Below are 25,146 nucleotides of genomic sequence, written 5' to 3'. Positions count from 1 at the left end.
TCAAGAAGTAGCCGCCGCCGTAGCCGCCGCCGCCGCCAAAGTCTCCGTTGCCGCCAGCACCACCAGCACCGTCAGCACCACCAGCACCACCAGAACTGCCAGCACCGCCAGCACCAGCGCCGAAGCTACCCTTGCCGCCTTGGGCTGTGTTATTACTAAAAGCGACATTAGTTAAGGAGACACTGCCATCATAGATAAACAAGCCGCCGCCCATTCCAGCGCCGCCGCCGCTACCATCGCCGCCTTTAGCCCTTCCGTTGGTGATGGTCAGGTCAGAAATCCCGACGGTTCCCGACTGGATGAATAGGGGGCGCACGTCGCCATTGTCGTTGATGCCGTTGTTATTGGCATCGCCGCTGATGCTGTGGCTGTTGCCCACAATAGTAATGTTGCTATTAATTTGGGTTTGCATTACCCCAGTTACACGCACATCATTATTAATGGTAATGGTGTCATCCCCTGCTAGTTGGTTCGCTTGAAGGATTGCATAACTGAAGGTGCCTGCGGTTAAGCCAGTGCCGTCATCAGTGGTTTGATTAACGATGAAGTTTGTCATTTGATTTTTTTCCTTTGTTTTAAGTCGTAGATAAGCAGTTATTTGTAGGACGCGTTATGCTTCTGGCTAATGCACTGTGACAAATGAGATTAAGATGGTGCTGTATCTCCGTAACGCACCCTACAAATTCAGATGTTTTAAAGGTTTGTAGTAAGCACTTTAGTGCTTAGAAAATAAGGACTTTAGTCCTTACTACAAACTTGCTTGTTGCAAGTCGATGCAATAAAGTTGCGGGTCGATGCAATAAAGTTGTAAGCCAATGCATTAAAGGTGCGGGTCGATGCAACTAAGGTGCAGGTTAATGCAACAAAGGTGCAAGCCAGTACAACAAGGGTGTAAGTCAATGCATCAAAAGTGCAGGTCGATGCAAGAACATTGCAGTCTGGTAGGGAAGGGGAAAATTCAAAGCTTCATTTACTCACCGCTTCCATCGGCTGGGCGACAATCACATTCGCTAGACTATTGCTAGGGTTTTTCCAAAAAGACAACCCATCATATTGAGTAAATAAATCTGGCGGTAAAATTGTCAGTCGCGGTTGAAACTCGACTTTGCGACGCACCTGATGTAATCCTTTGGTATTGAGGCGATTATCAAATTCCTCAGCTTCGTATTCCACATTGGCAAAATCATGCTCAAAGGGTTCTTCTGCTAAAAATTGATAAATCAGCGATAGGGTTTTATCAGGTGCTTGGGTTAATAAGTCATAGTCCACCAAAAGCAAAGAGGCGCTGTATTCGCTATAAAATGCTTCCTTAAGGGCGTTATAAGCAAACCCAACTAACCGTCCCCCTTGACTTAAGGCTTCGGTGCGGGTGTAAACTGTCGAGCGTTCGCCAGCATTATTAAACATCCGTGACACATCAAAAGCATTTTTTCTAATCAGCCGTTCGATGCTATCCATAATCCAAGCGACATTCCGCACGCAGCAAATCACCTTTGAGCCAGGAAATAGCTCTTGAATTAAGGACAATTTGCTACACCACAAGCGGTTAGTATCGAAGATGACTTCTTTATCAGCTTGCGGCTGGTAAAATGTGGAAAAGATAGTTAAGGTTAATGCCCGTTTTTGCTCAGGGGTGATAAAGACAGAATATTCGTTGTCTTCGCTCATCGCTTCTAGCATTCGGTTCACCAGACTACCAACAGGGCTAGTCATGCTGGCGTGAAACCGGGGATTTTGCCGCAGTAACGCTCCGAGTAAGGTGGAACCAGAACGAGGTAAGCCGGAGATAAATTGGATTTTGGCAGTCATGACGATTAATTGGCTTTAATTTATTGCTTTGATATAAAAGTTTTTGCACCTGTGTGTTTTGCTCCCACAGGCTTGGCAGTTGTTAAAACTTTGTTGTGGTGAAATGGATTATATAGCGATCGCTTTAATTGCCGCATCGAACAAAGATCCAAGTTTTGACTAGGATCTTTGTCCTATATAATTAATACTTATGTTGAATGATGAGAGTAGCGATACCTACGGTAGGCTACGCCAACGCCTCTACTCCATGAAGACTGAGCAAATATTTGCCCACCTTATTTAGACAAGTTGAGCAAACAGCAGACAACTAGGGTTTCAGCACGTTATCAGGAAACTTCCCTTCCCCATTACCTGCGGGACTATACTGACAAACCACATAGAAAGCGTTATATTTATTACCTTCAATTGTTGCAGTGCCTTGTGCTGCACCACAGCCTAATTTGGTACTGCCCTTCCAGACCACCTGAGTAAAATGCCCGGTGTCGCTAGAAAACCCTGGAGTCTCGTACTTGTAATCTTTAATTTCGCTGTACCAGTCTTCAACTGCTCCATTGCCAAGGGTGGTTGGGTCTACAGTGCTTGCCGAACTGTAAGAGGCGTATATGTTCTCTCCCACATTAGGAGTGTTACTGTGTTCAAAGTTTCCACTACTGGCAATCTTCTCAGCCCAAGCTTGAGCGCTGGTGTTTAAAGAATTATCGCTGGTAATGTTAGGGCTATGATGCGTGGCTCGATAAGTGTTGTGTTTAGACACAGCAGCGCTACGTAGAGCGGCTAAGTCAATAGATGTCTCTCCTAAAACGGAGTTACCGATCATCGCTCCTCCAGTGATTGCAATAGTTAAAGCTGTAGCTGTTGTTAGGGTTAGAGTTGAAAAGAATTTCTTCATGGTTTTGTATCTCTTGAGTTAACTTTTGTAGGTCGATGCAACTAAGGTGCAGGTTGATGCAACTAAGGTGCAGGTTGATGCAACTAAGGTGCAGGTTGATGCAACTAAGGTGCAAGTTGATGCAACTAAGGTGCAGGTTGATGCAACTAAGGTGCAGGTTGATGCATCAAAGGTGCAGGTCGAGACAACTAAGATGCACCTTTGATGCATCAAAGGTGCAGATTGATGCAACAACATTGGAGCCTGGTAGGGAAGGGGAAAAATTCAAAGCTTCATTAGCTCACCGCTTCTATCGGCTGGGCGACAATCTCACTTCCTTAAAAGCTACGGTGTACACACAAGTCTGAAATAGCTGAGAAATAACAGTTTTACCCCACCCTAACCCTCCCCTTGGAAAGGGGAGGGAACTAGATTTTCTTGTTTCCCCCCAATACATCGGGGGGATTAAGGGGGGTAATTCGACTTGTGTGTACGCCGTAGCCCTTAAAAGAGGAGGCTTTGAATTTTCCCTTTTCTAAAAGGATGCCTGAGAAGTATCAAATATTTCTTGATCCCCCCTAACCCCCCTTAAAAAGGGGGGAATAAGAGTTTTAAAGTCCCCCTTTTTTAGGGGGATTTAGGGGGATCTCCAAGGGTTAGGTGTATACAAAAAAACTTTTCAGACATTCTTTAAGAAGAGAGCGTTAGAAAGAGGTGAGAAACTTAGAAGGTTAGGTTTCGCGTTGGATTTTGTACGCAGCTAAAACCCATGCCAAAGTTAATTGGCTTTGATTTGTTGCCCTGAAAAATTGAATGTTCCTACAGGTGAGACATTATCTAATAACGGATTAGCATTGAGGTTGAACAAACGCAGTGTGATAGTCCCTTGTACTGTCTGCGTTTGGGGATTAAAGCTGGCTTGATAGTCAGCTCGGCCAATGCTACCAGTAGATCCTGCGCTTCCTGGATAAGCAAAGGTAATTGATTTGGCGCTGACCCCAGTTTTGCCATCACATTTCCAAGCACCTTGTCCACTGCTAAAGGGATTGAAGACGTTGGTAACACCACCTTGATTAGAATCAATGACAAAAAAGTTACCATCTGCGGTAAGTGTTATGACTCCACGAGATCCGATTGTGCCATCTGAGTTAAAGATTTTTGTCAGATAAGAACCAGTGACATTTAGGCGACAACGTGCTGTATTAGCATTAGTTTCTGGTACGGAGAAGTCGTTACCCCTAACGACATTAGGAGTCGCAAGCAATGTACAAGCCAAAACAGAACTAAACAACAAAGTGTTGCCAGAGCAGATTTTGTTCATTTCGTTTGTTAATTGATTACACAGATTTAGTTAATTTCTAAGTATTATCAACCAAACATTGTGTAGAGATATTGCGATACAACATCTTTACGCAATGCAACGTTTCTACTGAACCGTATTGGCGCATAAACTTCTGCACCTGTGCGCTTTGATCGCAAAGGCAAGGCGATCACCTAAATATTGCTTAAATCTTTGACGTAATGGATTGTACAGCGATCGCCTTGATCAATGCATCGGATACTTGTCCTATTTTTGACTAGGATCAATGACCTATAATGCACTAGGTCATTGATCCTATATATCTATAATTTTGTTCTGTTTTCTGATTTGCAGAATCAACATTCATCTGCGTGAGTAGCAGTAAACTACGGTGAAATTACTGCGTTATCTATAAAACAAGTTTCTTATGAAATCAGGTAATGACTATTATTTCAAGCCTTTTGGGTATATTTGCTGGCATTTGCCTGTATGTTGGTTTATTACACCTGCTAATTGCTTCTGCGCGATTAAAATCTGCGCTGCACTTCTGGTTTGGGTTAACCTGCTTGCTGTGTGCTAGCTATATCTTGGCTCTTATAGCCAAATATAAAGTCACTGATGTAGAAGATTATATAAATGCCAGAAAATTGGCATCTTCCTTAGGTTTTTTTTTCACAATTGCTTGTGTCTGGTTTGTGGCTTTATATACTAAATTTAAGCCAGTACGCCTACTGTTGGCACTGAATAGCCTCTACCTCATCTGCATCTTAATTAACGAAGCTTCACCAACTGGGATTCTCTACTCCCATATCAGCAGACTATCAAGCATCTCTTTGCCTTGGGGCGAACCGATTACCCACCCAGAAGGTACACTCAATCCTCTATTCGGGTTCCAATTCTTAGGTATTATCAGTAATGTAGTTTTCGCTTTTTACGCCTGTTACCGTCAATATCAACGTGGCGAAAAGCAAGCTGCACTGATTTTGGGTTTGAGTTTGGCGATTTTTGTCGGAACTATTCAATACGATCGCCTAATGGATTTGGGAGTGTTCAAATCTCTATACCTCAGCGAATATGGATTTCTGTCCTTCGTGGTGATTATGAGTCTACGCCTGGTCAAAGACTTGATGCAAACGGTGAAGCTACGCGAACAATTGATAGAGAGCGAACGACTACGCAAGATTGCTGTGGAACTGGAGCGAAATCGCCTCGCCCGTGACTTACACGATTCAGTATCGCAGACATTGTTTACTGTGGCGACAATTGCCGAAGCTTTGCCTAGAGTCTGGAAACGCAACCCAGAGACAGCCCAACAGGGATTAGAAGAACTCGCCCAATTGACACAAGGGGCGTTAGCAGAAATGCGGAATTTACTAGTCGAGTTGCGTCCTAATGGTTTGGTAGAAAAACCTTTAGGTGAATTGCTACACCAGTTAACCAAGGGAGTTCAAGGACGGGCAAGTTTACAGGTAATAACAACGGTGTCAGGGGAAGGCGATCGCTCTCTGTCTAATGAGGTGAAACTTGTCTTCTACCGGATTACTCAAGAGGCACTGAATAATATTATTAAATATGCCCAAGCAACGCTTGTATCAGTCAGCCTCCACGGCGATTCACAAAAGATGGTTTTGCGTATCAGCGATAATGGCTGTGGTTTTGACTCCAACAAAATACCATCTGGTCATTTGGGCATAGCAATTATGAAAGAACGGGCTGATTCGATTGGTGCTACTTTCCATTTGTCAAGCTATCCAGGGAAGGGGACTGAGATTGTCCTGAGTTGGTTAACCACTCTAAATAAAATAGGGAGTGGGGAGTAGGGAATTGGGTATTGAGCATTAAGCATAAATAAAGTTAACTACCAAAGGCGTGATTTGTTCTTTTTGATTGATGATTGGTAAAGTTTTTAGGCGTATTTACTTTTTGTAAGATAGTTATGTTTATTTCCATCCACTTACTTATAAAAGACAGGTTTAAATACTATGTTGTCGGATTTTGCGTGATTGACTGGCGGGAAATAACAAATTAAAGATTAAGAATCTGACGTATAAATACTGAAAATGGAACATTAATGTAAATGTATTAACAATAGTTTTAATATCCCGGATTTATATATGGAAAAAGATAAATCATTGAAACCGATTCGGGTGATTACTGTTGACGATCATGAAATCCTGCGGGGAGGTATTAAATTTCTCTTGCTGGCGTTTGATGACATGGAATTAGTGGGTGAAGCGCGTAATGCAGATGAAGCATTACATTTGTGCGAACAGTTGCAGCCAGATGTGGTGCTAATGGATTTGATGATGGTGGGGACGAATGGGGCAGAAGCAACAAAGGCTATTCGCAAAAAATACCCAGAAATTCAAGTTTTAATTTTGACAAGTTTTTTTGCGAATGACTTGGTACAGCAAGCAATGCAAGCCGGAGCTATTGGCTACCTGCTCAAAGGTATCTCGATTGATGAGTTGGCGGATGCCATCCGAGCTGCTGCGATCGGTCGTTCTATGTTGGCAGCAGAGATTATTCAGGCTTTGCTGCAACCGAGCAAACCATCATCTCAACCTGTTTACGAACTGAGCAAGCGACAGGAAGAGGTTTTAGCACTGCTGGCTTTAGGATTAAGTAATGACGCGATCGCTCAACACATGAAACTTAGTCCTTCTACAATTAGGCATCATGTCAGCCAGGTACTAAATAAGTTAGGAGTAAGGAACCGCACTGAGGCTGCAACTACAGCAGTGCGAGTCGGATGTCTTTAGTATTGGTGAATCAACTTAGTTACTTTTGGATATTTGATATTGCAAAGTTTTAAGATAATTGATTTTAACAAGAGTAGTAGCGATACCTACAGTGGGCTACGCCAACGCTACTACTCTTGTCACGCCAATAAGCTGTTTAATTTTTGCAGGTCGATGCATCTAAGTTGTAAGTCGATGCAACTTAGTTGCAGGTCAATGTATCTAAGGTGCAGGTCGATGTATCTAAGTTGCAGACCGATGCAACTAAGGTACAAGTCGATACATCTAAGGTGCAGGTCAATGCATCTAAGTTGCAGGTTGATGCAACTAGGTTGCAGCTTGGTAGAGAAGAGAAAAATTCAAAGTTTTATCAATTCACGGCTTTTGCTAATCCTAAAACCGTTGGTGCAAAAAGTTGCAGTGCTAGCGATCGCTAGTATCTATAGTACTAGCGATCGCGTTTGTTATCGTTATCGTCTTATACTGCCTGTACTTGCCTCCACCTTCTGTGATCCTTCAACGATTTGGTAAAGTTTGTCTTCAAATTTTTGCATACATGCCGACCAATCAAATTCGAGTATAGAAGGGCGAGCGTGTCTAGTCATATCTGCTTTCAAATCGGGATTTTCCAGAATCGTAATTACCCTTTGGGCGAAGTCAATGGGGTTGTTGGGTTGGGCAAGAAAGCCATTACGACCAGGAAACACCTGTTCTGAGGTTGAGGGTGCAATAACGGCAACTAAAGGGGTTCCAGAGGCTAACGCTTCGTTATTTGTAGTGCAGAAGTTTTCGGTCACGGAGGGGTTGACAAAAACATCCGCTCTGGCAAACCAACCTAAAAGTTCTGTACCATGAGACTCACCCCATACAGTAACACCCGATCCAAACTTTTTAGCACGCTCCCGAATTTCCTCATCTAGCGGGCCACTACCAACAATCACCAGATGGACATCAGGGATTTTGGCAGCTATGACTGGAAATATATCAAGCAATTGATTGACATTCTTTTCGGGGGTGATGCGTCCGACAAACAGGAGAGTTGGTCGGTTGTCGTTAGGAATGGGGTTGTAACAAATGTTTCGCGGGTGAAATTTTTCGCAATCGATGCCTTGATAAGCGACGTATTCGGCGCGTTGGCATTTCAGTTCTTCGTATTTAGTGAGTTGTTCTTTAGAAGAAAAGTAATTGAAGTCATAAGACTCACTAAATTGCTTAACTAAAGCAGGAATTATCGGACGAACTAAGCTAAAGAATTTATCCCCAAAGTAATATTTGATATATGCAACGATATCTGTATGGAAGAGTGATATTGTTGGGGTACCTGTTCGTCTTCCGTATTCGGTGCCAATCGGACGACCATAACCTTGCAAGAAAAATGAGTATAAACCTCTCATTTGGGCTGCTTCTTCAACCACGATAATGTCAGGCTGGAATTTCTCCAGCAACTTGGTATCACTCCAATGACGATAGCTCAATGGTTGAGGAAGAGACTTGTAGAATAACAGTGGTTGTGTGGGGAATGCGTAAGCAGAGAAATTAGGGAAAGACTGAATTTCCTCTAAACCGAGCATGGGGCGATCGCCTACATTTTTGGGATAGCGATCGTTAATTTGCGGATGGATTAAAAAAACCTCATGTCCCTGCTCTAGCAACCAGCGAACCCGTTGGTGAACTGCAACAGAAACTCCAGTCAAGAAAGGAGCATACAACCCTGTAAATAATGCAATGCGAAGTGCTTTCTTAGTCATAATAAAGGGGAATATTTCACGAAAATGCTGGTTTTGAATTTAGGATTTACGCAGCAAATGTTTCATGAACATCCTGATTATTTCGCTCAGAAATTCCCATTAATACAGTTAGACTAAGGATTTACGCATTTTCAGCTAGCCGAAATTGTCGATTGTGAAGCGGATGTTTATAAACCGAGATTGAAACTATCAAAACATCCAAAATACTAAGTCAAAATTCCCCTTAATATACTTGTCTAAACCCTTGCCATTAATGCAAATACATTTTGATAATCAACAAGAAAAAGCGTGTATTCTGGCAAGGGTTATAGCTAATATATTTCTACTAAATATAAGATAATATAATTTGAAGACTAGGGAATGTTTAGTGTAATAACTTTCATGCCCTAGTTCATATCTAGCGATTCATTTCAAAGAGAAACCTTGCTATCAATAGGCTGATCTAACCATTGATAAGGGCGATATTCCACTAACCGGACATTCCATGGCCCTTGAACCCGATAGGCGACACCGCGCCAGGTGACTGTTGATATCCACAAGGATGATAGCATCGCTAACCCATAAACCCACTGAGTTAGCGGAATCGCAATCAACATTTTGATGATTGTAGCAGCTGATAATTTTGCGATTGCTTGGTCATTAGAGCGAACCACTCGCTGTATCTCTAATTCCAACACGAGCATTATCAAAAGTAATCCGACAGTATAGACTCCATAGCAGCCTAACAACAGAGCCGCAGCTTCCCATTTTGCCTCTAACAACGACTCAAGAACTAAGATGATGACTGTAGTAGGAAACAAAATGCTAGAAACAGCTTCACTAACTAAAGCTAACCAACGCGGGTGATACAGTCGAGAAAAAAGAATGAGGCGCTTGAGATAGTCTATTAAGTTGAATAAATCAGTCTCTTCACGATTTACTATCAGCAGCGAAGGCACAAACTTTACCTGCAACCCATGTTTTTTGAGGATGTCGTGCATCATAAAATCTTCACCTAAAGCTTGTCCCCACTTATCTAGCAGTTCTGTTTGGCGAAGCACTTCTGTTTTCACAGCTAAAGTCCCACCCCAAGGAATTTGGAAGAGAAACATTTGCACTACTGTGGATACATTACCGGCGTAGCGTACTAACGATCCCCAATACTTACCTGTCGGTACGTACCAACGATTACCTGTTGTCGCCCCCACTTTGGCATCCCTTAGAGGACTGACTAATTCTCGTAGCCAATTCACATGGACTATAGTATCAGCATCTACTAAGGCAACCACCTTGTAAGAATCATCCAACTCACGAACAGCTTGGATTAAAGAACTGCATTTGAGACTACAATTGTTGCGTACTATTCTCAAAGGGCTGATTTGAACATTGGTCGTTTCTTGCTCTGTGATGGTTTCACTGGCAATTTTCCAAGCGGGATCTTCGTGACTATCAACGATCAACTTTAAATCATACTGTGGATAGTTTTGATTTAGGAGCGATCGCAAACATCTAGGCAAAAACGGATCGGCTCCGCGTAGGCAAAGAATCACTGCGGTTTTGGGCAACTGGTCATCTGGCAATAAGTTTTTTTTGGATGAGCGCAGATACCATATAAAAACAAGCGTTAAACACACCTGAATAACCAGCCAACCCATCAAAGACTTAGACAGAAATATCGCCAAATCTTCCATTAAATTTTTAGTCTCCGGTAGAATATTGGCTTGTTTATATGTAGGTGTGATCTAAACCGTAATTCAGAAGAATTGGTCATTAGGGGAGAGGTGACAGGGAACAGGTGACAGGGAATAGTCTGTTACCTGTTCCCTATTTCCTTTACGAATCCAGCGAATATTTCATGATAATGTTGACTGTTGTATTTTTGTTTACAACAAAACTGGCATCACGAAACTTTGGTGTACCTGTTTGTATAGACACAGTTGGATTTTTGGAAACCCCAAAACCTTCTTGAGGAATACCGAAAAAGTCTTTATTGAGTTTGCGATCGCCATTTTGATCGTCAACTACGGCGACAGCATAAGTTCCAGGCTTCAAACCGGAAAATTCTTTTTTTACAGAATTGCCAGTAATCTTAGCACAGCCACTTTGAGCTTCACTAGTATTACTCATCGGAAATCCTTTTTCACTTGCGTAAACTCTGAAGCAAATCTCACCTTTTTGGTGTTGTATTCCATTTACCACAACACTAAGTGTTGCACTTGGCTCTGCATTAACTGTTTTAGCAAAGCTGATGCTTACTAAAGTAGCAAGCAAAACATGAGATATTTGAGAAAGTTTCAGCATAATTTTGTAGTGAAAAATAAGTGATTTTGGGATTGAGAAGAAGCTGGAAAACACAGCTTCTATTTCTGAAGTGATTCGTTCAAAGTGTGAATTGCTGTTTTTTAACTAATGCAACTTGCCAACTTTTCCAAATTAATTGCAGCACTCTCAGCAAATCTTTCAGTAAAAGATATTCTGTCCCTTTTAGCTGCTGTTGGAGACTTATATGGCAACAAAAACGCTCATACAGACTTAGATGACTACGCCATATAGAAAGTAAATACTCCCAGATTATTCTCCAATGTGGTAACAAGATTTGTCCTTTCTTTGCTGAATCAAACCACACTGCATATGCATAAAAATCAGGGAGCATACTCAATAATGGTTTTTGATTTTTGTCAGAAAACAACAAGTAATTTGGAAAGAACATACTCATTGATTGTTGCGGATGACTTCTGGCAAAAAATAGGTATTCAGGGATTTCATAAAACCTACCAAGAAGACCAAGCCTTAACAAGAGAATTCCATCTGCATTACCGTAACCACCCATAGGCGGTACCATTCTCAGGGCACTGGCGCGAATTACTCCGTAACATTGATAACACAAATGTTTGGTCAGCAATTCGTGAAAACGTTTGTGTGGTTTTAGTGCATCTGCCTTGAGTTTGATATCGTAGTTTTGGAGGAAATTCCCCTGTTCATCAATGAAATATGTATGGGAGTGACACAAGATTATGCTAGGGTCTTGATCAAGCACCTCAACACACTTCTTGATAAAATCTGGAGCATGTAGATCATCATAGGCTGCCCACTTAAAGTACTCACCCGAAGACAATTTAAAGACGCGATTAAAGTTACGGGCGCAACCGATATTCTTGTCATTGCGGTAGTAACAGATACGTTGGTCTTGTTCGGCGTATGCTCTACAAATTTCTTCAGTTTTATCTGTAGATGCATTATCTGAAATAATTAGCTCAAAATCTTCAAAGGTCTGAGCCAAGAGTGAATCTATGGCTTCTTTGATAAATTTTTCACCATTATATACAGGTAATCCGATGCTCAATCGTGGCTGATTGCTACTCATATAAAACAAGTACTCGGAAAATCTGTGGATTATTTTATGCTTAATTGCAGATAATTGTTAGGCAGATGCAACGTAATAATTCAGAATCCAGAAGTCAGAATACTTTGATACTTCATATCTAACTCCTAACTCCTAACTCCTAACTCCTAACTCCTAACTCCTAACTCCCAACTCCCAACTCCCAACTCCTAACTCCCAACTCCCAACTCCTAACAATGATTCTAAAAAATCTGTGGACTATTTCATCAAGCTTTGAATATCTGTTTTTTGCAGCCATTCATGTGTTCGCTGCATTCCTTCTTCTAGGTCAATTGTTGGTTTATAATTTAACAGGCTTTGTGCTTTGGCAATGGAACAAGCGTAGGGACGAGTCATAAAATCTATAGACTCTGGTAAAATATCAACTTTTTTCCGAAAAAGTTTTTGTCCCTGAACGCGTAGCTTTAGAAACAACTTGATTTCATCTTTCGATAATGAAAGGGGTGCTTGTAAATCTTCCATTGCTGCTAAACGCATAAAATACTCTCTCCACGAAGTTTCTTGTCCGTCGGTGATATTAAATATTTCACCGGAGGTTTCTTTTTCTATCGCGAGAAAGATGCCATCAATCAGGTTATCTATATATACGTGATTAATCACTCCTTTAGCATCATTGGCACAGGCAAATAATTTTTGACGCATCATCAGAATTGGTCTGACTATCCAGGGCATACTTCCTGGGCCGTAAATATCTCCGGCTCGAATTACGATGATACCAAAATCTGGGGGATTATTCAGTTCTAAAACTGCTGTTTCGGCTTCTATTTTAGTTTGACAGTAGGGATTATTTTCGCCAGAAAGTGGCCCGGATTCTGTAACACCATCAGGATAGTTGAAACCGTAAACCATCACACTGGATAGATGCACAAATGTTTTGACACCAGCTTGTTTAGCAGCTTTAGCCATGTTGACAGTACCGCCAACATTGATATCACGAAAATGCTTAATTGCACCAGCTTCTTCGGCAATTTGCTCTGTATGTAAAACGATATCTACTCCCTGACAAGCCTTTTGAGCAATAGTAGAATCGGTAATACTACCAATAATTACTTCAACACCTAAATTCTGTAATTGTTTGTTCTTTTCCGTAGAACTTTGCAATCCACGAACATTCATTCCTTGAGCTATAGCTAATTCGGCTGTACGCAAACCGACAAGTTGATCAATCCCAGTAATTAGGAGGGTTTTGTTTTTGAGGTTCATAAATTTTGGTTTATTGTTAAATAGGTGAATTTGAGTTGTTAGATCAAAGATTTCAAAGTTATACCAAATTGGAATTTTGGTAAAGACTTTTAATCTAAATCTAAAATGGGTATAAAGAGCAATTTTTCTGTAGAGAGGCTGCACCAATGCTTAGTTATGAATCTATATCAGGGCAAAATAATTTGATTATTTTGCTGGTAAGATATAGCTAGAAAATATCTCCTGGATCTGCGGAGCGGAGTTTGTTAATAGCAAGCGCTCCTGATGTTATACACATTAATACTGTTGAGGTTAAAACAATTAGTGCATTATTAGTGGTCATAACTATTGGTAATTTAGTTGCTTCTGCTGCAAAACTATACAACAAAACAGAAGTTATAAATCCTGGGATATAACCTAAGATTGCTAAAATCAAAGCTTGTTGAAATACCACATTTAACAAATAGCTATTGGCATAACCAATGGCTTTTAAGGTGGCGTAAGCAACGAACTGTGTAGCAATATTGCTGTAAAGAATTTGATAAACAATAACTACTCCAACAACCGCAGCCATTGTCAACATCAAGTTAAGAATAAAACCAATGGGTGTTCTGACAGCCCAGTATTGTTTCTCAAAATCAATAAAGCCTTGGCGGGTAAAAACTTGGACATCATTAGGCAAACTTGCTTGCAAATTTTTCAGTACTGTTTCTGCATCAGTACCAGGTTTGAGGGAAATCAAACCGACATCAATCATATCTGCCGGACGAGTATTAGGATTTATCCTCAAGAAAGTTGAGTCACTGACAAGTAAATTTCCATCTACACCAAAGGAAGGCCCTAATGTGAATAATCCACCGATTCTAACCCGATAACCAATTAATGAATTGAAGGGAAATATTTCAATTGTCTGTGCAGTCTCTCCCGCATTAAATTTTTCAGCTATTGGGCCAAATTCTGGGCGAGAACCCCGGTCAAAAAGCATGACATCGGGAGTTTTGAGTTTATCTAAATTTTTCTCAACTTCTGGGAGATTTATCACAGGTCTGCCTGGATCAAAACCAATAACGTATATTGAATATTTCTCACCAGTTGCCGGATTTTTCAATTTGGCAAATTGCAAATACATGGGGCTAACTGACTCTACGCCATCAAACCCCAGGGATTGGTACAAACGAGTCCGCGAAAAACTTTGATTTGAAGTCAAAGATTTATATTGCGAACTAACTAAAAATAAATCTCCTTTGAGATTTTGATGTACTGCCGTTGCACTTGAATAGAGAGCATCTTGAAAACCAAGTTGCACAAACATTAGCAGCACAATAAAACCAATCCCGGCTACAGCTACTAGTAAACGAACTTTTTGCTGGGCTAGCTGTAGCCATGCTAAAGGAATTTTGAAAATCATGAATTTATTTGTTAGTTGTTATTTGTCATTTGTCATTCACAAATGACTAATGACCAATTACTAAATCTGAATGGCAACATCCACCTGTAAGTTAGTTAAACGAGCCACCCGTTGACTATCTGCGGGATTATCGATGGAGATTTTCACTTCAATTATTCGGCGGTCTGTATCTGAACCAGGGTTGAGGCTGAAGATGCTTTGCTTGTCAACTTGCCAACCAATCTCTTTGACAGTTCCCTGTAATGTTCCAGTAAATGCAGTGCTGTTAATTGTGGCTTTTTGTCCTACACGCACTTTTTGAACATCGGTTTGATACACCTCTGCAATCACATACATTTGAGATGTCTTACCTATCTCAGCAAATCCTGTGCTGGTGCTGATTACTTCTCCGGTTTTGGCATGAATTTTCAAAATTTTGCCATTTATGGGAGATTTGATGTAACTTAAATCTAAATCGGCTTTTGCTTGTTGAACAGAAGTTGTTGCACTGTTGACTTCGGTTTGTGCTACCTGAACATCTACACTACGCACTTCGCTAATACTGGTGAGTTGTGCTTGTGCTTGCTTGCGTTGTTCTTGGAATGTGTCTTGAGTCCGCTTGAGAGTCGCTTGGGCTTCTGTAAGTTGCTGTTGTGTAGTCTTTAGTTGTAAAGCTTTGGTATCTGCTACAGAAGCCGCGATCGCACCTTGTTTATATAATTGCTGATAGCGATCATTTTCGGCTTGAGCATTGTCTACCTCAGCCTGGATGCGGGCTATTGTCGCCTCTTGTGTAGCAACATCCCCTTTATATTGTGGCTCTAAACGTGCGATCGCAGCTTTTTGAGCATCGATATCTCCGGTTTTAGCTCCAGATTTAACCTGCGCTAGTTTAGCTTTGGCAACTTGCAGTTGGTCTAAAGCCTGTTGTAAAGCTGTTCTAGAACGACCATAATTTTCTAGATACGCCAGTAATTGCCCTGCTTTTACCGCATCGCCTTCTTTCACCAACAGTCTTTCTACTCGCACCCCATTATTTGAATTAGGAGCATTCAATGAAGTAACTTCACCTTCTGGCTGCAAACGTCCTAAGGCAGTCACAGCAACTTTCGCAGGAGCGACAGCCTTGGGAGCATTTGCTGGCGGTGTCTCAACTTTAGGTTTAGACCAAAGTGGTACCAAACTATAAAAAGCTATTAATCCCGCCGCCAAAGTGAGAGAAGCTGCTAAAATTACTTGCGATCGCCCTACGGGTTTTGTGAATAATCGGCTTTCTTTATTTACTGCCATATTTTCATTCCAATTCTGTTTTCTAGGGGATAGCCTGGTTATTATTTAGTCGATTAGATATAGACTCATCCGCAAATTACCAAGAGGACTTGCCCTCTTGGGTTTCTACCTTAATAAAGTGGATGCGTCTAAATTGGTTTTATATGAATTGTTGTACGCTTTTGCCGCCCAAACTCACTATTGTGGCGTGAAAATTAATGGTGGTGTTACTTCAAAGCTTCCTAAGTTATATCCTATGTTTACATTTAATCCAGTAGCGTAAAATACAATAGCACTAACCGAAAAACTTAACTTTCAAGAACTATGAAGCGCTAGTAAAAAATAAATCAAACTTGGAAGAAACTTGTTATTAACAATGCCATTAAAATTGATTTTTGTCAACGGATTAACTTTGCATAAGTTCTGATTCTATTACTACAATATTTCATCAAAGTAAGATTAGAGACTGAATAAATTTACTCATCACTAATCACTCATCCGCTAATTAAATTCCAATAGATGGTTAATTATCAAGCAGATTTGATATTACTAACAGATTGTTGCTATTAAGGTTGTGTAGTATAAGACATTCTTATCAGCTTTCTTCATAGTAATTAAAGGGCGGTTAGAAACCACGTTTATACGAGGCTTTACGACCTGCGTCAGACACTTCACTTTAAAAGGCTACCGTGTACATACAAGTCACCAGTTTTATCCCAAGCGTATTGGGATAAGCCAGAAAGCCCTCATGTAGAGACGCGATTTATCGCGTCTAAAAAACTGACACGTTAGAGAGACGTGATAAATCGCCGTCTCTACAAAGAATGGACTCGTCAATTATTCCTTGACAGACTACTATTTCCGACTTGTGTGCCCGTAAACTCCGCGAATTCCATTGCCCTAGCGTACCTAAACGCTCTTTGAAATGATGTAATCATGATTATGTTTATCAAGCAACATACTAAAAATTAATATTTGCTTTATAAATAACCACTTTGCGTTTTAACTTGACTTATATTGAAAAATAACCACAAACTTTGACTCAATTATCATGTTTCTCTGAGAAAACATACTTATGGTTATTCAATTTATTTATGTATTCATGGAATTGTTACTTACTAGACAACACATTTGCATTGATAACTTAATCCAGCACAAATTTTTGGCTAACCCGTAGATAACAAAATATCTCACATATTTATATAGTCATAAATTATACTTTTATGCTGAATTTTATTCAAAATTCACAACAGGAAGAATGGAAGTTTATTTATAAAATAACTTTAAAGGAATGATTTAGTTTCTATAAAGTGTGCTATTGTTTTTATTAATTCAATGCTTAAAAGCAGTTAAGCAACCTAGTTATTTAATTTGAATTTTAAAATTAAAAATAACTAAAGATAACTGCTTATTCCTCACCTTATGATCGTTTAATTACTTTTTAAACTTGCATAAACTCGGATTAAAGGTGGTGTCTCTTCTGTAACGAACTTATCAACTTTCCTGGGTCAAATCCCATAAGATATATTATCCCGGACGTTGAAACTGGCTATGACATTTATCAAGATACATAATTTTGTCATTAACAACAGGTATGTTGCTGTGATCAGGCTAGATAATCAAACGGTTCCGGGTGATAAAAGCGTTTCTGTTCCTTTAGCTACTCCTCAATTTTCATTGTTCCAGTGGGATACCATTGCTCAAAATCTCTACTATTACAAATGCATTGAATTCACTGGTCAAGCAGCTATTACACTCCAAGACTATTTTACCAGTTTTAACAACGTCATCGACCTATTGCCACAATATCAAGAGTCTAGCGTTAGATAACATTTTTTCGCGATGTCTACGACGGGCTACACCTACGCAGTGTGCCGAAGCCGCCTGGAAACATCAGGCTTTACCTTGGCAGTATGTGTCGTGTGGTGTCGATTTGGAAACAAGCATTTAGCGGAGATAGGATAGCTAACTGCTTACAAAACCAGAGTTTTTCATTATTAGTAGGCAACAGAATTACTGTAGCTACACAATTCACAGTACTAACTATGCCCTATGTCTGCTTATTCAATTGATACTGCCTTAGCGGAGTTAGAAAGCCTTGTCAATAATTGTGAACAGGCTGTGATTAAGTCTATCGAGGGAAAAAAAATGAAATCGGATAAATCAGTGTCAATCAACAAAATTAACAGACAATTACAACACAATCCTATCGCCATCGTTGGGATGGCTTCTCTATTGCCTCAAGCCAGAAACCTGCGGGAATATTGGCAAAATATAGTAAACAAAATTGACTGTATTACTGATGTTCCTTCCACACATTGGAGTGTTGAAGATTATTACGATCCAAATCCCAGAACTACTGAAGATAAAACCTATTGTAAAAGAGGTGGGTTTCTTCCAGAAGTAGATTTTAACCCGATGGAATTCGGCATACCACCCAGCATTTTAGAAGTCACAGATGTATCGCAACTATTAAGTTTAGTGGTTGCGAAAGAGGCGATGGAAGATGCAGGTTATGGCGAAAAACGTGATTTTAACCGCGAAATGGTTGGGGTAATCTTAGGCGTGGCTATGGCCAAGCAATTAGGAATGCCACTTTCTGCCAGGTTGGAATATCCGATTTGGGAAAAAGCACTTAAAAGTAGTGGTTTATCCGATGAAGATACCAAAAAAATCGTCGATAAAATCAAAAGCGCTTACGTGAAATGGGATGAGAACGCTTTCCCTGGAATGTTAGCTAACGTAGTCGCGGGTAGAATTGCCAATCGCCTAAATTTTGGCGGGATGAATTGTGTAGTTGATGCTGCTTGCGCTAGTTCCTTTGGTGCTTTAAAGATGGCAATTAGCGAACTAGTTGAGCATCGTTCTGACATGATGCTGACTGGTGGTGTTGATACCGACAACACCATCATGGCTTACATATCCTTCAGCAAAACACCTGCGGTTTCTCCTAGTGAAAATGTCAAACCTTTCGATGCTAAATCTGATGGGATGATGCTGGGTGAAGGTATCGGGATGATTGTCCTCAAACGGTTAGAAGATGCTGAACGGGATAACGATAAAATATATGCCGTAATTAAAGGTATTGGTACTTCCAGCGATGGGCGTTACAAGAGTATTTATGCTCCCCGCAAAGAAGGTCAAGTCAAAGCCTTAGAACGTGCTTATGAAGATGCTGGTTTCTCTCCCGCTACTGTTGGTTTGATGGAAGCACATGGCACTGGCACAATGGCTGGAGATCCGACAGAATTCGGTTCTTTAAAAGACTTCTTTGATGTACATGATGACAAAAAGCAGCACATCGCTTTGGGTAGTGTGAAATCACAAATCGGACACACAAAAGCGGCTGCGGGTGCGGCGAGTTTAATTAAAACTGCTTTGGCTTTACATCACAAGGTATTACCACCGACAATTAACATCACCGAGCCAAACCCCAAACTCAACATTAAAAATTCATCCTTTTATTTGAATACCCAAACCAGACCTTGGATTCGTCCAGAAGGAGAAGCACCAAGACGCGCAGGTGTAAGTTCCTTTGGATTTGGTGGAACCAACTATCACGTCGTTTTAGAAGAATATGAAGCTGACCAAAACGCCGCTTACCGCTTACACAGTGATGCTAGTGAAGTGCTGTTGTTTGCTCCTACAGTAGACCAATTGTTGAGCAAATCGGAAGAGATTTTAGGTAAGTTGCGATCGCCTGAAGGAAAAACACATTACGCACAATTAGTCAATGAGTGCAAATCACAACAAATTCCCCTTTCTGCTGCCAGATTTGGATTTGTAGCTGAGAATCTGGAAGAAGCTTGCAAGTTCTTGCAAACTAGCATTGACTGGCTGAAACACAAAGGAACAGCAGCATCTTGGGAGCATCCCCAAGGGATTTATTACCGCGCCTCTGGTATGGAGTTGGGTGGAAAAGTTGTCTCTCTATTTTCTGGTCAAGGTTCGCAATACTTGGAGATGGGCCGCGAACTGGTAATGAATTTTCCTTTGATGCGCCGTCTTCATGGTTATATGGATAGCCTGTTGCTCAAAGATAATTTGCAGCCGTTGTCAGAAATCGTTTTCCCTCATCCTGTGTTTGGAGAGGCAGAAAAAAATGTCCAAATTGCTGCCTTACAACGCACAGAATACGCTCAACCAGCCATCGGGGTGTTGAGTGCAGGGATGTACAGCATCCTGCAACAAGCTGGATTTAAGTCAGATTTTGTTGCTGGTCATAGCTTTGGTGAATTAACCGCACTATGGGCTGCGGGAGTTTTAAGTACTGAAGATTACTTGTTCTTAGTGAAAGCTAGGGGTCAAGCAATGGCTGCACCCGAAGATCCGGATCATGATGCGGGTAGTATGCTGGCTGTCAAAGAAGATATCAGCAAAGTGGAAGCAGTGCTGAGACATTTTCCGCAAGTTGCGATCGCTAATCAAAATTCTCCGACTCAATTTGTCTTAGCTGGGCCTACCGCAGAAATAGCGAGAATCAAAGAGGCTTTACACGAGAAAGGATATACAGCTGTATTGCTACCTGTATCCGCAGCGTTCCATACACCGTTAATCGCCTTTGCTCAGAAATCATTTGCGATCGCTACGAAGTCTGTCAAATTCCAAAGTCCCAAAATCCCTGTTTACAGCAACGTTACCAGTAAGCAGTATCCCAAGGAAGCTCAAGGTATTCAAAAGATTCTGGAAACGCACCTTTCTAATTCAGTGCTGTTTAAACAGGAAATTGAAAATATCTATGCGGCGGGTGGTACTTGCTTTGTGGAATTTGGGCCGAGGAGAATTCTTAGTAACTTGGTGAAAGAGATTCTTGGCGATCGCCCTCACATCACCGTATCTTTGAACCCTAGCGTTCAAAAGAATAGCGATCGCTCTTTGCGAGAAGCAGTTGTGCAGTTGCGGGTAATTGGTATGGCTTTGAATAACCTCGATCCTTACCAACTTCCCCAAACTATCCCCCCAATTGAGACGAAGAAGACATTAAATGTCCGTTTAAACGGCATCAACTACAGATCCGAAAAAACGAAAAACGCCTTCGCTCTAGCTTTGCAGGATGGGCATAAAGTCACATTACCCACTCCCGAATCTTCTGAAACTGTGGCTCCTTTATTTAGCAGCCCAGGTGTTACTCCACCTGTAGCAGTGATAGAAACTAACGGACATAAAAAACTTACCCCAGCAATGAACGGTGTGACTGCTAGTATCATCACCCAGCCAGAGCAACAGATGAATCCTGTTACCCTGTCACAACCAGTCCAGGAATCTAAGATGCAACCAACACCAGAAAAACTTACAAATTACGAACAACTTTTAGCAAGTTTAGAATATCTCCTGACACAGTTCCAGGAAAATCAAGCCGAGAATTTACAAGTTCACGGTACTTATCTCAACCATCAAATGGAATACGCTAAGGCATTTTTCCAACTGATGCAGCAGCAGAATTCCTTGTTGAGTGAAAGTAAATCAACAGCCGAAACTGCCAAAATGAAGCTAGTTGTCATGGAAAGCTTAGAGCGTAGCATGATGCAGTTTCATTCCCAACAAGGTGAAACTCTACGCATCCATGAGCAATATCTCCAAGAGCAACTGGAATATACTAAGAGCTTTTTCCAACTCATTCAGCAAGAGTATTCTCAAATCATCTCAGGTGAGGGAGCAACTCAACTAACAGAGAAACTCAGCAATTTCACTCCGTTCACCACAGAAGCACCAGTACCCGCCACTACCAAGATAGTAGAAAGCCAGCCTTTGCCTGTAACTGAGCCTGTAGCTAAAAATGGCTTAAATGTTACCCAAGCACCTCTGCCGGCTGCTGTAGAGCCTGTAGTTGAAACTTCTGTATCCCCAGAGACACGAGCGATCGCGTCTCTACTTCCCACTCCCCATTTCGCCACTGTCGAGACAGTAGAGCCTGTAGTCGCGCCACCTGCCCCAGTTGTAGAACCTCAAACCGAGGTTGTAGTTAAAATTAGCTCACCTCCAGTCAAGGAAGTTGTTGCAGAACCAGCACCCACAACTGCTGCACCTGTATCTAACGCAACCATCGATATTGTTGACTTGGATAAAAACTTGTTAGCCATCACCAGCGACAAGACCGGCTACCCAGTCGAGATGCTGGAAATGGACATGGACATGGAGGCTGATTTAGGGATTGACTCTATCAAACGGGTGGAAATCTTAGGGGCGCTACAAGAAATGTACCCCAACCTACCCAAGCCCAATTTAGAAGAACTGTCAGAAAAACGCACCATTGGTCAAGTTGTAGAGTATCTGCAATCCCACGCTTCCAAAGGTGTTTCGGTAGAAATTGCAGTTCACGAAATACAACCAGCAACTGAGATTGCAGTAGAGACTGCACCAGTAGTTGAGGTAGTCGCTGCACCGGAACCCAGCTTAGTTGTCGCATTCACCCCAGAACCAGAAGCCGCTCCCGCTACAAGTGATGAATTTGCAAACTTAGGTGAAACCCTGTTAGCCATCACCAGCGATAAAACCGGTTATCCAGTAGAGATGCTGGAACTGGAAATGGACATGGAAGCCGACTTGGGTATTGACTCCATCAAACGGGTAGAAATCTTAGGGGCGATGCAAGAAACGTACCCCAACTTACCCAAACCAAATATCGAAGAACTCGGAGACCTCCGCACCATCGGTCAAATAGTTGATTACCTACAGCAGTTGGCTGGAGGTGAAAAAAAAAAGTCTGAACCTGAGTTTGTCCAACAGCAGCCACCGGAATTAGAACATGAACTAGAGCATAATATCCAGCGCCATCTCGTCAAACTCAGAAGTCTACCACAGCCCGATTACTTGGATTTCACATTACCAGAGGGACACATCGGTTTAATCACCGATGATGGTTCCCTCACCACCTATAAATTAACCGAATCCCTAATCGAGAAAGGCTGGAAAGTAGTAGTTATCAGCTTCCCCCAATCGCTCATCGCCCAACAAGCGCCCTTACCCACAGGAGTAACCCGCGTCACCTTAGCAAACTTAAGTGAAGAACATCTTCAACAACAATTGCAAGCGATCGCATCTCACTGCGGAGCGATCGGGGCCTTCATCCATCTACATCCAATGTTTGTAGGAAATCACACCGGGAGTATTTCTTATAACGAATCAGAAAAGGCGATCGTCAAGCACGTATTTTTGATGGCGAAACACCTCAAACCCTCCCTAAACGAAGCTGCAAAGCATGGACGTAGTTGTTTCTGCACAGTTGCTCACCTTGATGGAGCCTTCGGTTTAGAGTACAAAGTCAACTTCGGTGCGATCGGCGCTGGTTTGTTCGGATTAACCAAAACTCTGAGATGGGAATGGCCAAAGGTGTTTACTCGTGCGATCGACCTAAGCCCCAGACTTGACGCTAAACAGTCAGTACAAAACATCATCGCCGAACTTCACGACCCCAACCTTTATATAAGTGAAGTTGGGTATGGCTCACAAGGACGAGTCACCATTATCGCCGATTAATCTCCTCCCTCTGCGCTCTCCGCGTCTCTGTGGTTCGTTAAAAAAAACCGCAGAGGCGCAGAGGACACAGAGGAAGAGATAAGAGAGCATCTTTTAATTACAAATTACGAATTACGAATTACGAATTAATCCCAGAGGATTTATGACACAAACAGCCCAGCTTAGTCCATCATCTGTCTTTGTCGTGAGCGGCGGTGCAAAAGGGATTACGGCTGAGTGTACTATCAGATTAGCCCAACAGCAACCCTGTAAATTCATCCTCCTCGGTCGCTCCGAACTATTAGAAACCGAGCCAGATTATGCTCAAAATTCTGATGAATCCGCATTGAAAAAATGCATCATGGAAAACCTTCTTTCTCAAGGAGAGAAGCCCACACCCATGAATGTGCAAAAAATATATAACAAAATTACCTCCAGCCGCGAAATTAAAAAGACTCTAGCAGCAATTGAAAAAACCGGAGCTAAAGCAGAATATATCAGCGTCGATGTTACAGATACGCCAGCTTTACAAGAAAAACTTGCCACTGCTGTGCAACATCTCGGCCCAATTACCGGAATCATCCACGGCGCTGGAAACTTAGCTGATAAGTTAATTGAAAAGAAAACAGAAGAGGATTTTGAAAAAGTTTACACCGCCAAAGTTCAAGGTTTAGAAAACCTGCTAACTTGCGTTAACCCTAATCAACTTCAGCATTTAGTTTTGTTTTCTTCAGTCACAGGCTTTTACGGAAATCCCGGACAATCTGATTATGCGATCGCAAATGAAATTCTGAACAAATCAGCCCATATATTTAAGCAAAGTTATCCCTCATGTCATGTAGTCGCTATCAACTGGGGCGCTTGGGACAGTGGCATGGTGACAGCAGAATTAAAGAAGATTTTTCAAGAGCGGAAAATTGATATAATTCCCATTGCAGTTGGGGCACAAATGCTGGTTAAGGAAATGGATAATGCCAATCATGCAACCTCACAAGTTGTTATTGGTAGTCCATTAGTTCCCCTGGCGGCAGAGTTAGATTCAGAACTACGAACTTATCGTATTCGTCGCCAAATGACATTGGAGGCTAATCCATTTTTGCACGATCATACGATTGCTGGTTCTCCAGTTTTACCAGCAACTTGTGCAATGACCTGGATTATCAATGCTTCTGAACAATTATATCCAGGCTACAGATTGTTTAATTACCAAGATTTTAAAGTTTTGAAGGGGATTACTTTCAATGAGACATTAGCAAAGGAACATCTTTTAGAAATAGAAGAAATTTCTAAAGTTAATCTTGAAAGAATCGAACTTAAAGCCAAAATTTCGAGTAAAAACCCACAAGGTAGAATCCAGTTTCATTTTAGCGCTCAACTCAATCTCCAGCGAGAAATCCCAGATGTACCCACTTATGAATCTCTCAATCTCGAAGAAGATAATATCATCACCGCTACAGGAAAAGCATTTTACCAAAATGGTGGGGCTACATTATTTCACGGCCCCGGTTTTCAAGAAATTAAAAGAGTTTTAAACATCAGTCCTGAAAAAATCACTACAGAATGTCTGTGGCCAGAACTCACTGCACAGGAACAAGGACAATTCCCTGTCCAATGGGTAAATCCTTACACCACTGACTTGAGTATGCACGCCTTATGGGTTTGGACACAACACTTTCATGAAGAAGGTTGTTTACCTGGAAAAGTAGAAAAATTTGAACAATTTGCGATGATACCACATAACGAAACATTTTACGTTTCTTGTGAAGTACTAGCTAAGACACCAAGTAGTGCGATCGCAAACTTCATCATACACGACCGCCAAGGTAAAATCTATTCACGAATGCTCGGCGCTCATGCCATTATTTGGTCAATGAAAATGCTCAGAAGCTAGTAATCTGTGAAATTCAAAGTTTGTAGTAAGGACTTTAGTCCTTGTTTTATAAGTACAGATTTGTGTGAACTTGTGGCGAATTGAGGGTTAAATTTTAAACGCAAAGGGGCGCAA

Annotated in this window: 17 protein-coding genes and 1 pseudogene; 7 read left to right on the top strand and 11 right to left on the bottom strand. The window is 41.4% G+C overall.

The annotated features are described in order from the left end of the window. The 3 genes and pseudogenes from F8R90_RS10450 to F8R90_RS10440 all read right to left on the bottom strand — a co-directional run. Positions 1-556: pseudogene (locus F8R90_RS10450) on the bottom strand (hypothetical protein); the annotation flags it as partial. Between the two features lie 410 nt (positions 557-966). After that, entirely contained in the window at positions 967-1,809 is an 843-nt protein-coding gene (locus tag F8R90_RS10445) for a sulfotransferase family protein (protein WP_196510689.1), read from the bottom strand. A 307-nt stretch (positions 1,810-2,116) separates the two neighbouring features. Beyond that, positions 2,117-2,698 carry a CAP family protein gene (locus F8R90_RS10440; protein ID WP_196510688.1) on the bottom strand — a complete coding sequence of 194 codons (582 nt, stop codon included), beginning with the start codon at positions 2,696-2,698 and terminating at the stop codon, positions 2,117-2,119. A 46-nt stretch (positions 2,699-2,744) separates the two neighbouring features. Between F8R90_RS10440 and F8R90_RS10435 the strand changes: the two genes are divergently transcribed. Beyond that, complete coding sequence (locus F8R90_RS10435) at positions 2,745-2,903, top strand: hypothetical protein (protein WP_196510687.1); 159 nt, start codon at positions 2,745-2,747, stop codon at positions 2,901-2,903. A 552-nt stretch (positions 2,904-3,455) separates the two neighbouring features. Here F8R90_RS10435 and F8R90_RS10430 read toward each other — a convergent pair. Further along, the gene (locus F8R90_RS10430) at positions 3,456-3,998 is read right to left on the bottom strand and encodes a hypothetical protein (protein WP_196510686.1); all 543 of its coding nucleotides are present in this window, start codon (positions 3,996-3,998) and stop codon (positions 3,456-3,458) included. Positions 3,999-4,417: 419 nt separating this feature from the next. Here F8R90_RS10430 and F8R90_RS10425 point away from each other — a divergent pair, with 419 nt between their 5' ends. The 3 genes from F8R90_RS10425 to F8R90_RS10415 all read left to right on the top strand — a co-directional run bounded on the left by F8R90_RS10425 (position 4,418) and on the right by F8R90_RS10415 (position 7,155). Continuing rightward, positions 4,418-5,797, top strand: a complete 1,380-nt coding sequence (locus F8R90_RS10425) for a sensor histidine kinase (RefSeq protein ID WP_196510685.1) — start codon at positions 4,418-4,420, stop codon at positions 5,795-5,797. A 294-nt stretch (positions 5,798-6,091) separates the two neighbouring features. Then, positions 6,092-6,739 (top strand): response regulator, encoded by a 648-nt coding sequence (locus F8R90_RS10420; RefSeq protein ID WP_196510684.1) that lies wholly within the window; start codon positions 6,092-6,094, stop codon positions 6,737-6,739. Between the two features lie 185 nt (positions 6,740-6,924). Beyond that, positions 6,925-7,155, top strand: a complete 231-nt coding sequence (locus F8R90_RS10415; protein ID WP_196510683.1) for a hypothetical protein — start codon at positions 6,925-6,927, stop codon at positions 7,153-7,155. Between the two features lie 33 nt (positions 7,156-7,188). On the opposite strand, the gene F8R90_RS10410 is transcribed toward F8R90_RS10415, so the two are convergent. The 7 genes from F8R90_RS10410 to F8R90_RS10380 form a co-directional block, all read right to left on the bottom strand. Beyond that, positions 7,189-8,466: a glycosyltransferase gene (locus tag F8R90_RS10410; RefSeq protein WP_196510682.1), complete on the bottom strand. Its 1,278-nt coding sequence runs from the start codon at positions 8,464-8,466 to the stop codon at positions 7,189-7,191. A gap of 410 nt (positions 8,467-8,876) precedes the next feature. Continuing rightward, a complete protein-coding gene (locus F8R90_RS10405; RefSeq protein ID WP_196510681.1) occupies positions 8,877-10,136 on the bottom strand; it encodes a glycosyltransferase in 1,260 nt (419 codons plus the stop codon). Positions 10,137-10,278: 142 nt separating this feature from the next. Continuing rightward, positions 10,279-10,746 carry a DUF2141 domain-containing protein gene (locus tag F8R90_RS10400; protein WP_196510680.1) on the bottom strand — a complete coding sequence of 156 codons (468 nt, stop codon included), beginning with the start codon at positions 10,744-10,746 and terminating at the stop codon, positions 10,279-10,281. 79 nt (positions 10,747-10,825) lie between these two features. Beyond that, the gene (locus F8R90_RS10395; RefSeq protein ID WP_196510679.1) at positions 10,826-11,809 is read right to left on the bottom strand and encodes a glycosyltransferase family 2 protein; all 984 of its coding nucleotides are present in this window, start codon (positions 11,807-11,809) and stop codon (positions 10,826-10,828) included. Positions 11,810-12,046: 237 nt separating this feature from the next. After that, the gene (locus F8R90_RS10390) at positions 12,047-13,051 is read right to left on the bottom strand and encodes an NAD-dependent epimerase/dehydratase family protein (protein WP_196510678.1); all 1,005 of its coding nucleotides are present in this window, start codon (positions 13,049-13,051) and stop codon (positions 12,047-12,049) included. 208 nt (positions 13,052-13,259) lie between these two features. Continuing rightward, a complete protein-coding gene (gene devC, locus F8R90_RS10385) occupies positions 13,260-14,438 on the bottom strand; it encodes an ABC transporter permease DevC (RefSeq protein WP_196510677.1) in 1,179 nt (392 codons plus the stop codon). A gap of 60 nt (positions 14,439-14,498) precedes the next feature. Then, positions 14,499-15,707, bottom strand: a complete 1,209-nt coding sequence (locus tag F8R90_RS10380; protein WP_196510676.1) for an ABC exporter membrane fusion protein — start codon at positions 15,705-15,707, stop codon at positions 14,499-14,501. 1,530 nt (positions 15,708-17,237) lie between these two features. Between F8R90_RS10380 and F8R90_RS10375 the strand changes: the two genes are divergently transcribed. The 3 genes from F8R90_RS10375 (at position 17,238) to F8R90_RS10365 (ending at position 25,032) form a co-directional block, all read left to right on the top strand. Next, a complete protein-coding gene (locus tag F8R90_RS10375) occupies positions 17,238-17,516 on the top strand; it encodes a hypothetical protein (protein WP_196510675.1) in 279 nt (92 codons plus the stop codon). A 222-nt stretch (positions 17,517-17,738) separates the two neighbouring features. Then, complete coding sequence (locus F8R90_RS10370) at positions 17,739-23,162, top strand: type I polyketide synthase (RefSeq protein WP_196510674.1); 5,424 nt, start codon at positions 17,739-17,741, stop codon at positions 23,160-23,162. A gap of 142 nt (positions 23,163-23,304) precedes the next feature. Continuing rightward, a complete protein-coding gene (locus F8R90_RS10365) occupies positions 23,305-25,032 on the top strand; it encodes an SDR family NAD(P)-dependent oxidoreductase (RefSeq protein ID WP_196510673.1) in 1,728 nt (575 codons plus the stop codon). Positions 25,033-25,146: the final 114 nt, after the last annotated feature.

Origin of the sequence: Nostoc sp. NZL (genome assembly GCF_015714705.1) — a bacterium.
In the GTDB taxonomy this organism is placed as follows: Bacteria; Cyanobacteriota; Cyanobacteriia; order Cyanobacteriales; family Nostocaceae; genus Nostoc; species Nostoc foliaceum_A.
This window is presented reverse-complemented; position numbering and strand designations above follow the sequence as displayed.

Excerpts from the sequence above, each read along its gene's own strand:
- F8R90_RS10380 (WP_196510676.1), bottom strand. The coding sequence starts at position 15,707 with ATGGCAGTAAATAAAGAAAGCCGATTATTCACAAAACCCGTAGGGCGA.
- F8R90_RS10375 (WP_196510675.1), top strand. The coding sequence starts at position 17,238 with ATGACATTTATCAAGATACATAATTTTGTCATTAACAACAGGTATGTT.
- F8R90_RS10425 (WP_196510685.1), top strand. The coding sequence starts at position 4,418 with ATGACTATTATTTCAAGCCTTTTGGGTATATTTGCTGGCATTTGCCTG.
- F8R90_RS10390 (WP_196510678.1), bottom strand. The coding sequence starts at position 13,051 with ATGAACCTCAAAAACAAAACCCTCCTAATTACTGGGATTGATCAACTT.
- F8R90_RS10440 (WP_196510688.1), bottom strand. The coding sequence starts at position 2,698 with ATGAAGAAATTCTTTTCAACTCTAACCCTAACAACAGCTACAGCTTTA.
- F8R90_RS10445 (WP_196510689.1), bottom strand. The coding sequence starts at position 1,809 with ATGACTGCCAAAATCCAATTTATCTCCGGCTTACCTCGTTCTGGTTCC.
- devC (WP_196510677.1), bottom strand. The coding sequence starts at position 14,438 with ATGATTTTCAAAATTCCTTTAGCATGGCTACAGCTAGCCCAGCAAAAA.
- F8R90_RS10410 (WP_196510682.1), bottom strand. The coding sequence starts at position 8,466 with ATGACTAAGAAAGCACTTCGCATTGCATTATTTACAGGGTTGTATGCT.
- F8R90_RS10430 (WP_196510686.1), bottom strand. The coding sequence starts at position 3,998 with ATGAACAAAATCTGCTCTGGCAACACTTTGTTGTTTAGTTCTGTTTTG.
- F8R90_RS10420 (WP_196510684.1), top strand. The coding sequence starts at position 6,092 with ATGGAAAAAGATAAATCATTGAAACCGATTCGGGTGATTACTGTTGAC.
- F8R90_RS10400 (WP_196510680.1), bottom strand. The coding sequence starts at position 10,746 with ATGCTGAAACTTTCTCAAATATCTCATGTTTTGCTTGCTACTTTAGTA.
- F8R90_RS10395 (WP_196510679.1), bottom strand. The coding sequence starts at position 11,809 with ATGAGTAGCAATCAGCCACGATTGAGCATCGGATTACCTGTATATAAT.
- F8R90_RS10370 (WP_196510674.1), top strand. The coding sequence starts at position 17,739 with ATGTCTGCTTATTCAATTGATACTGCCTTAGCGGAGTTAGAAAGCCTT.
- F8R90_RS10405 (WP_196510681.1), bottom strand. The coding sequence starts at position 10,136 with ATGGAAGATTTGGCGATATTTCTGTCTAAGTCTTTGATGGGTTGGCTG.
- F8R90_RS10365 (WP_196510673.1), top strand. The coding sequence starts at position 23,305 with ATGACACAAACAGCCCAGCTTAGTCCATCATCTGTCTTTGTCGTGAGC.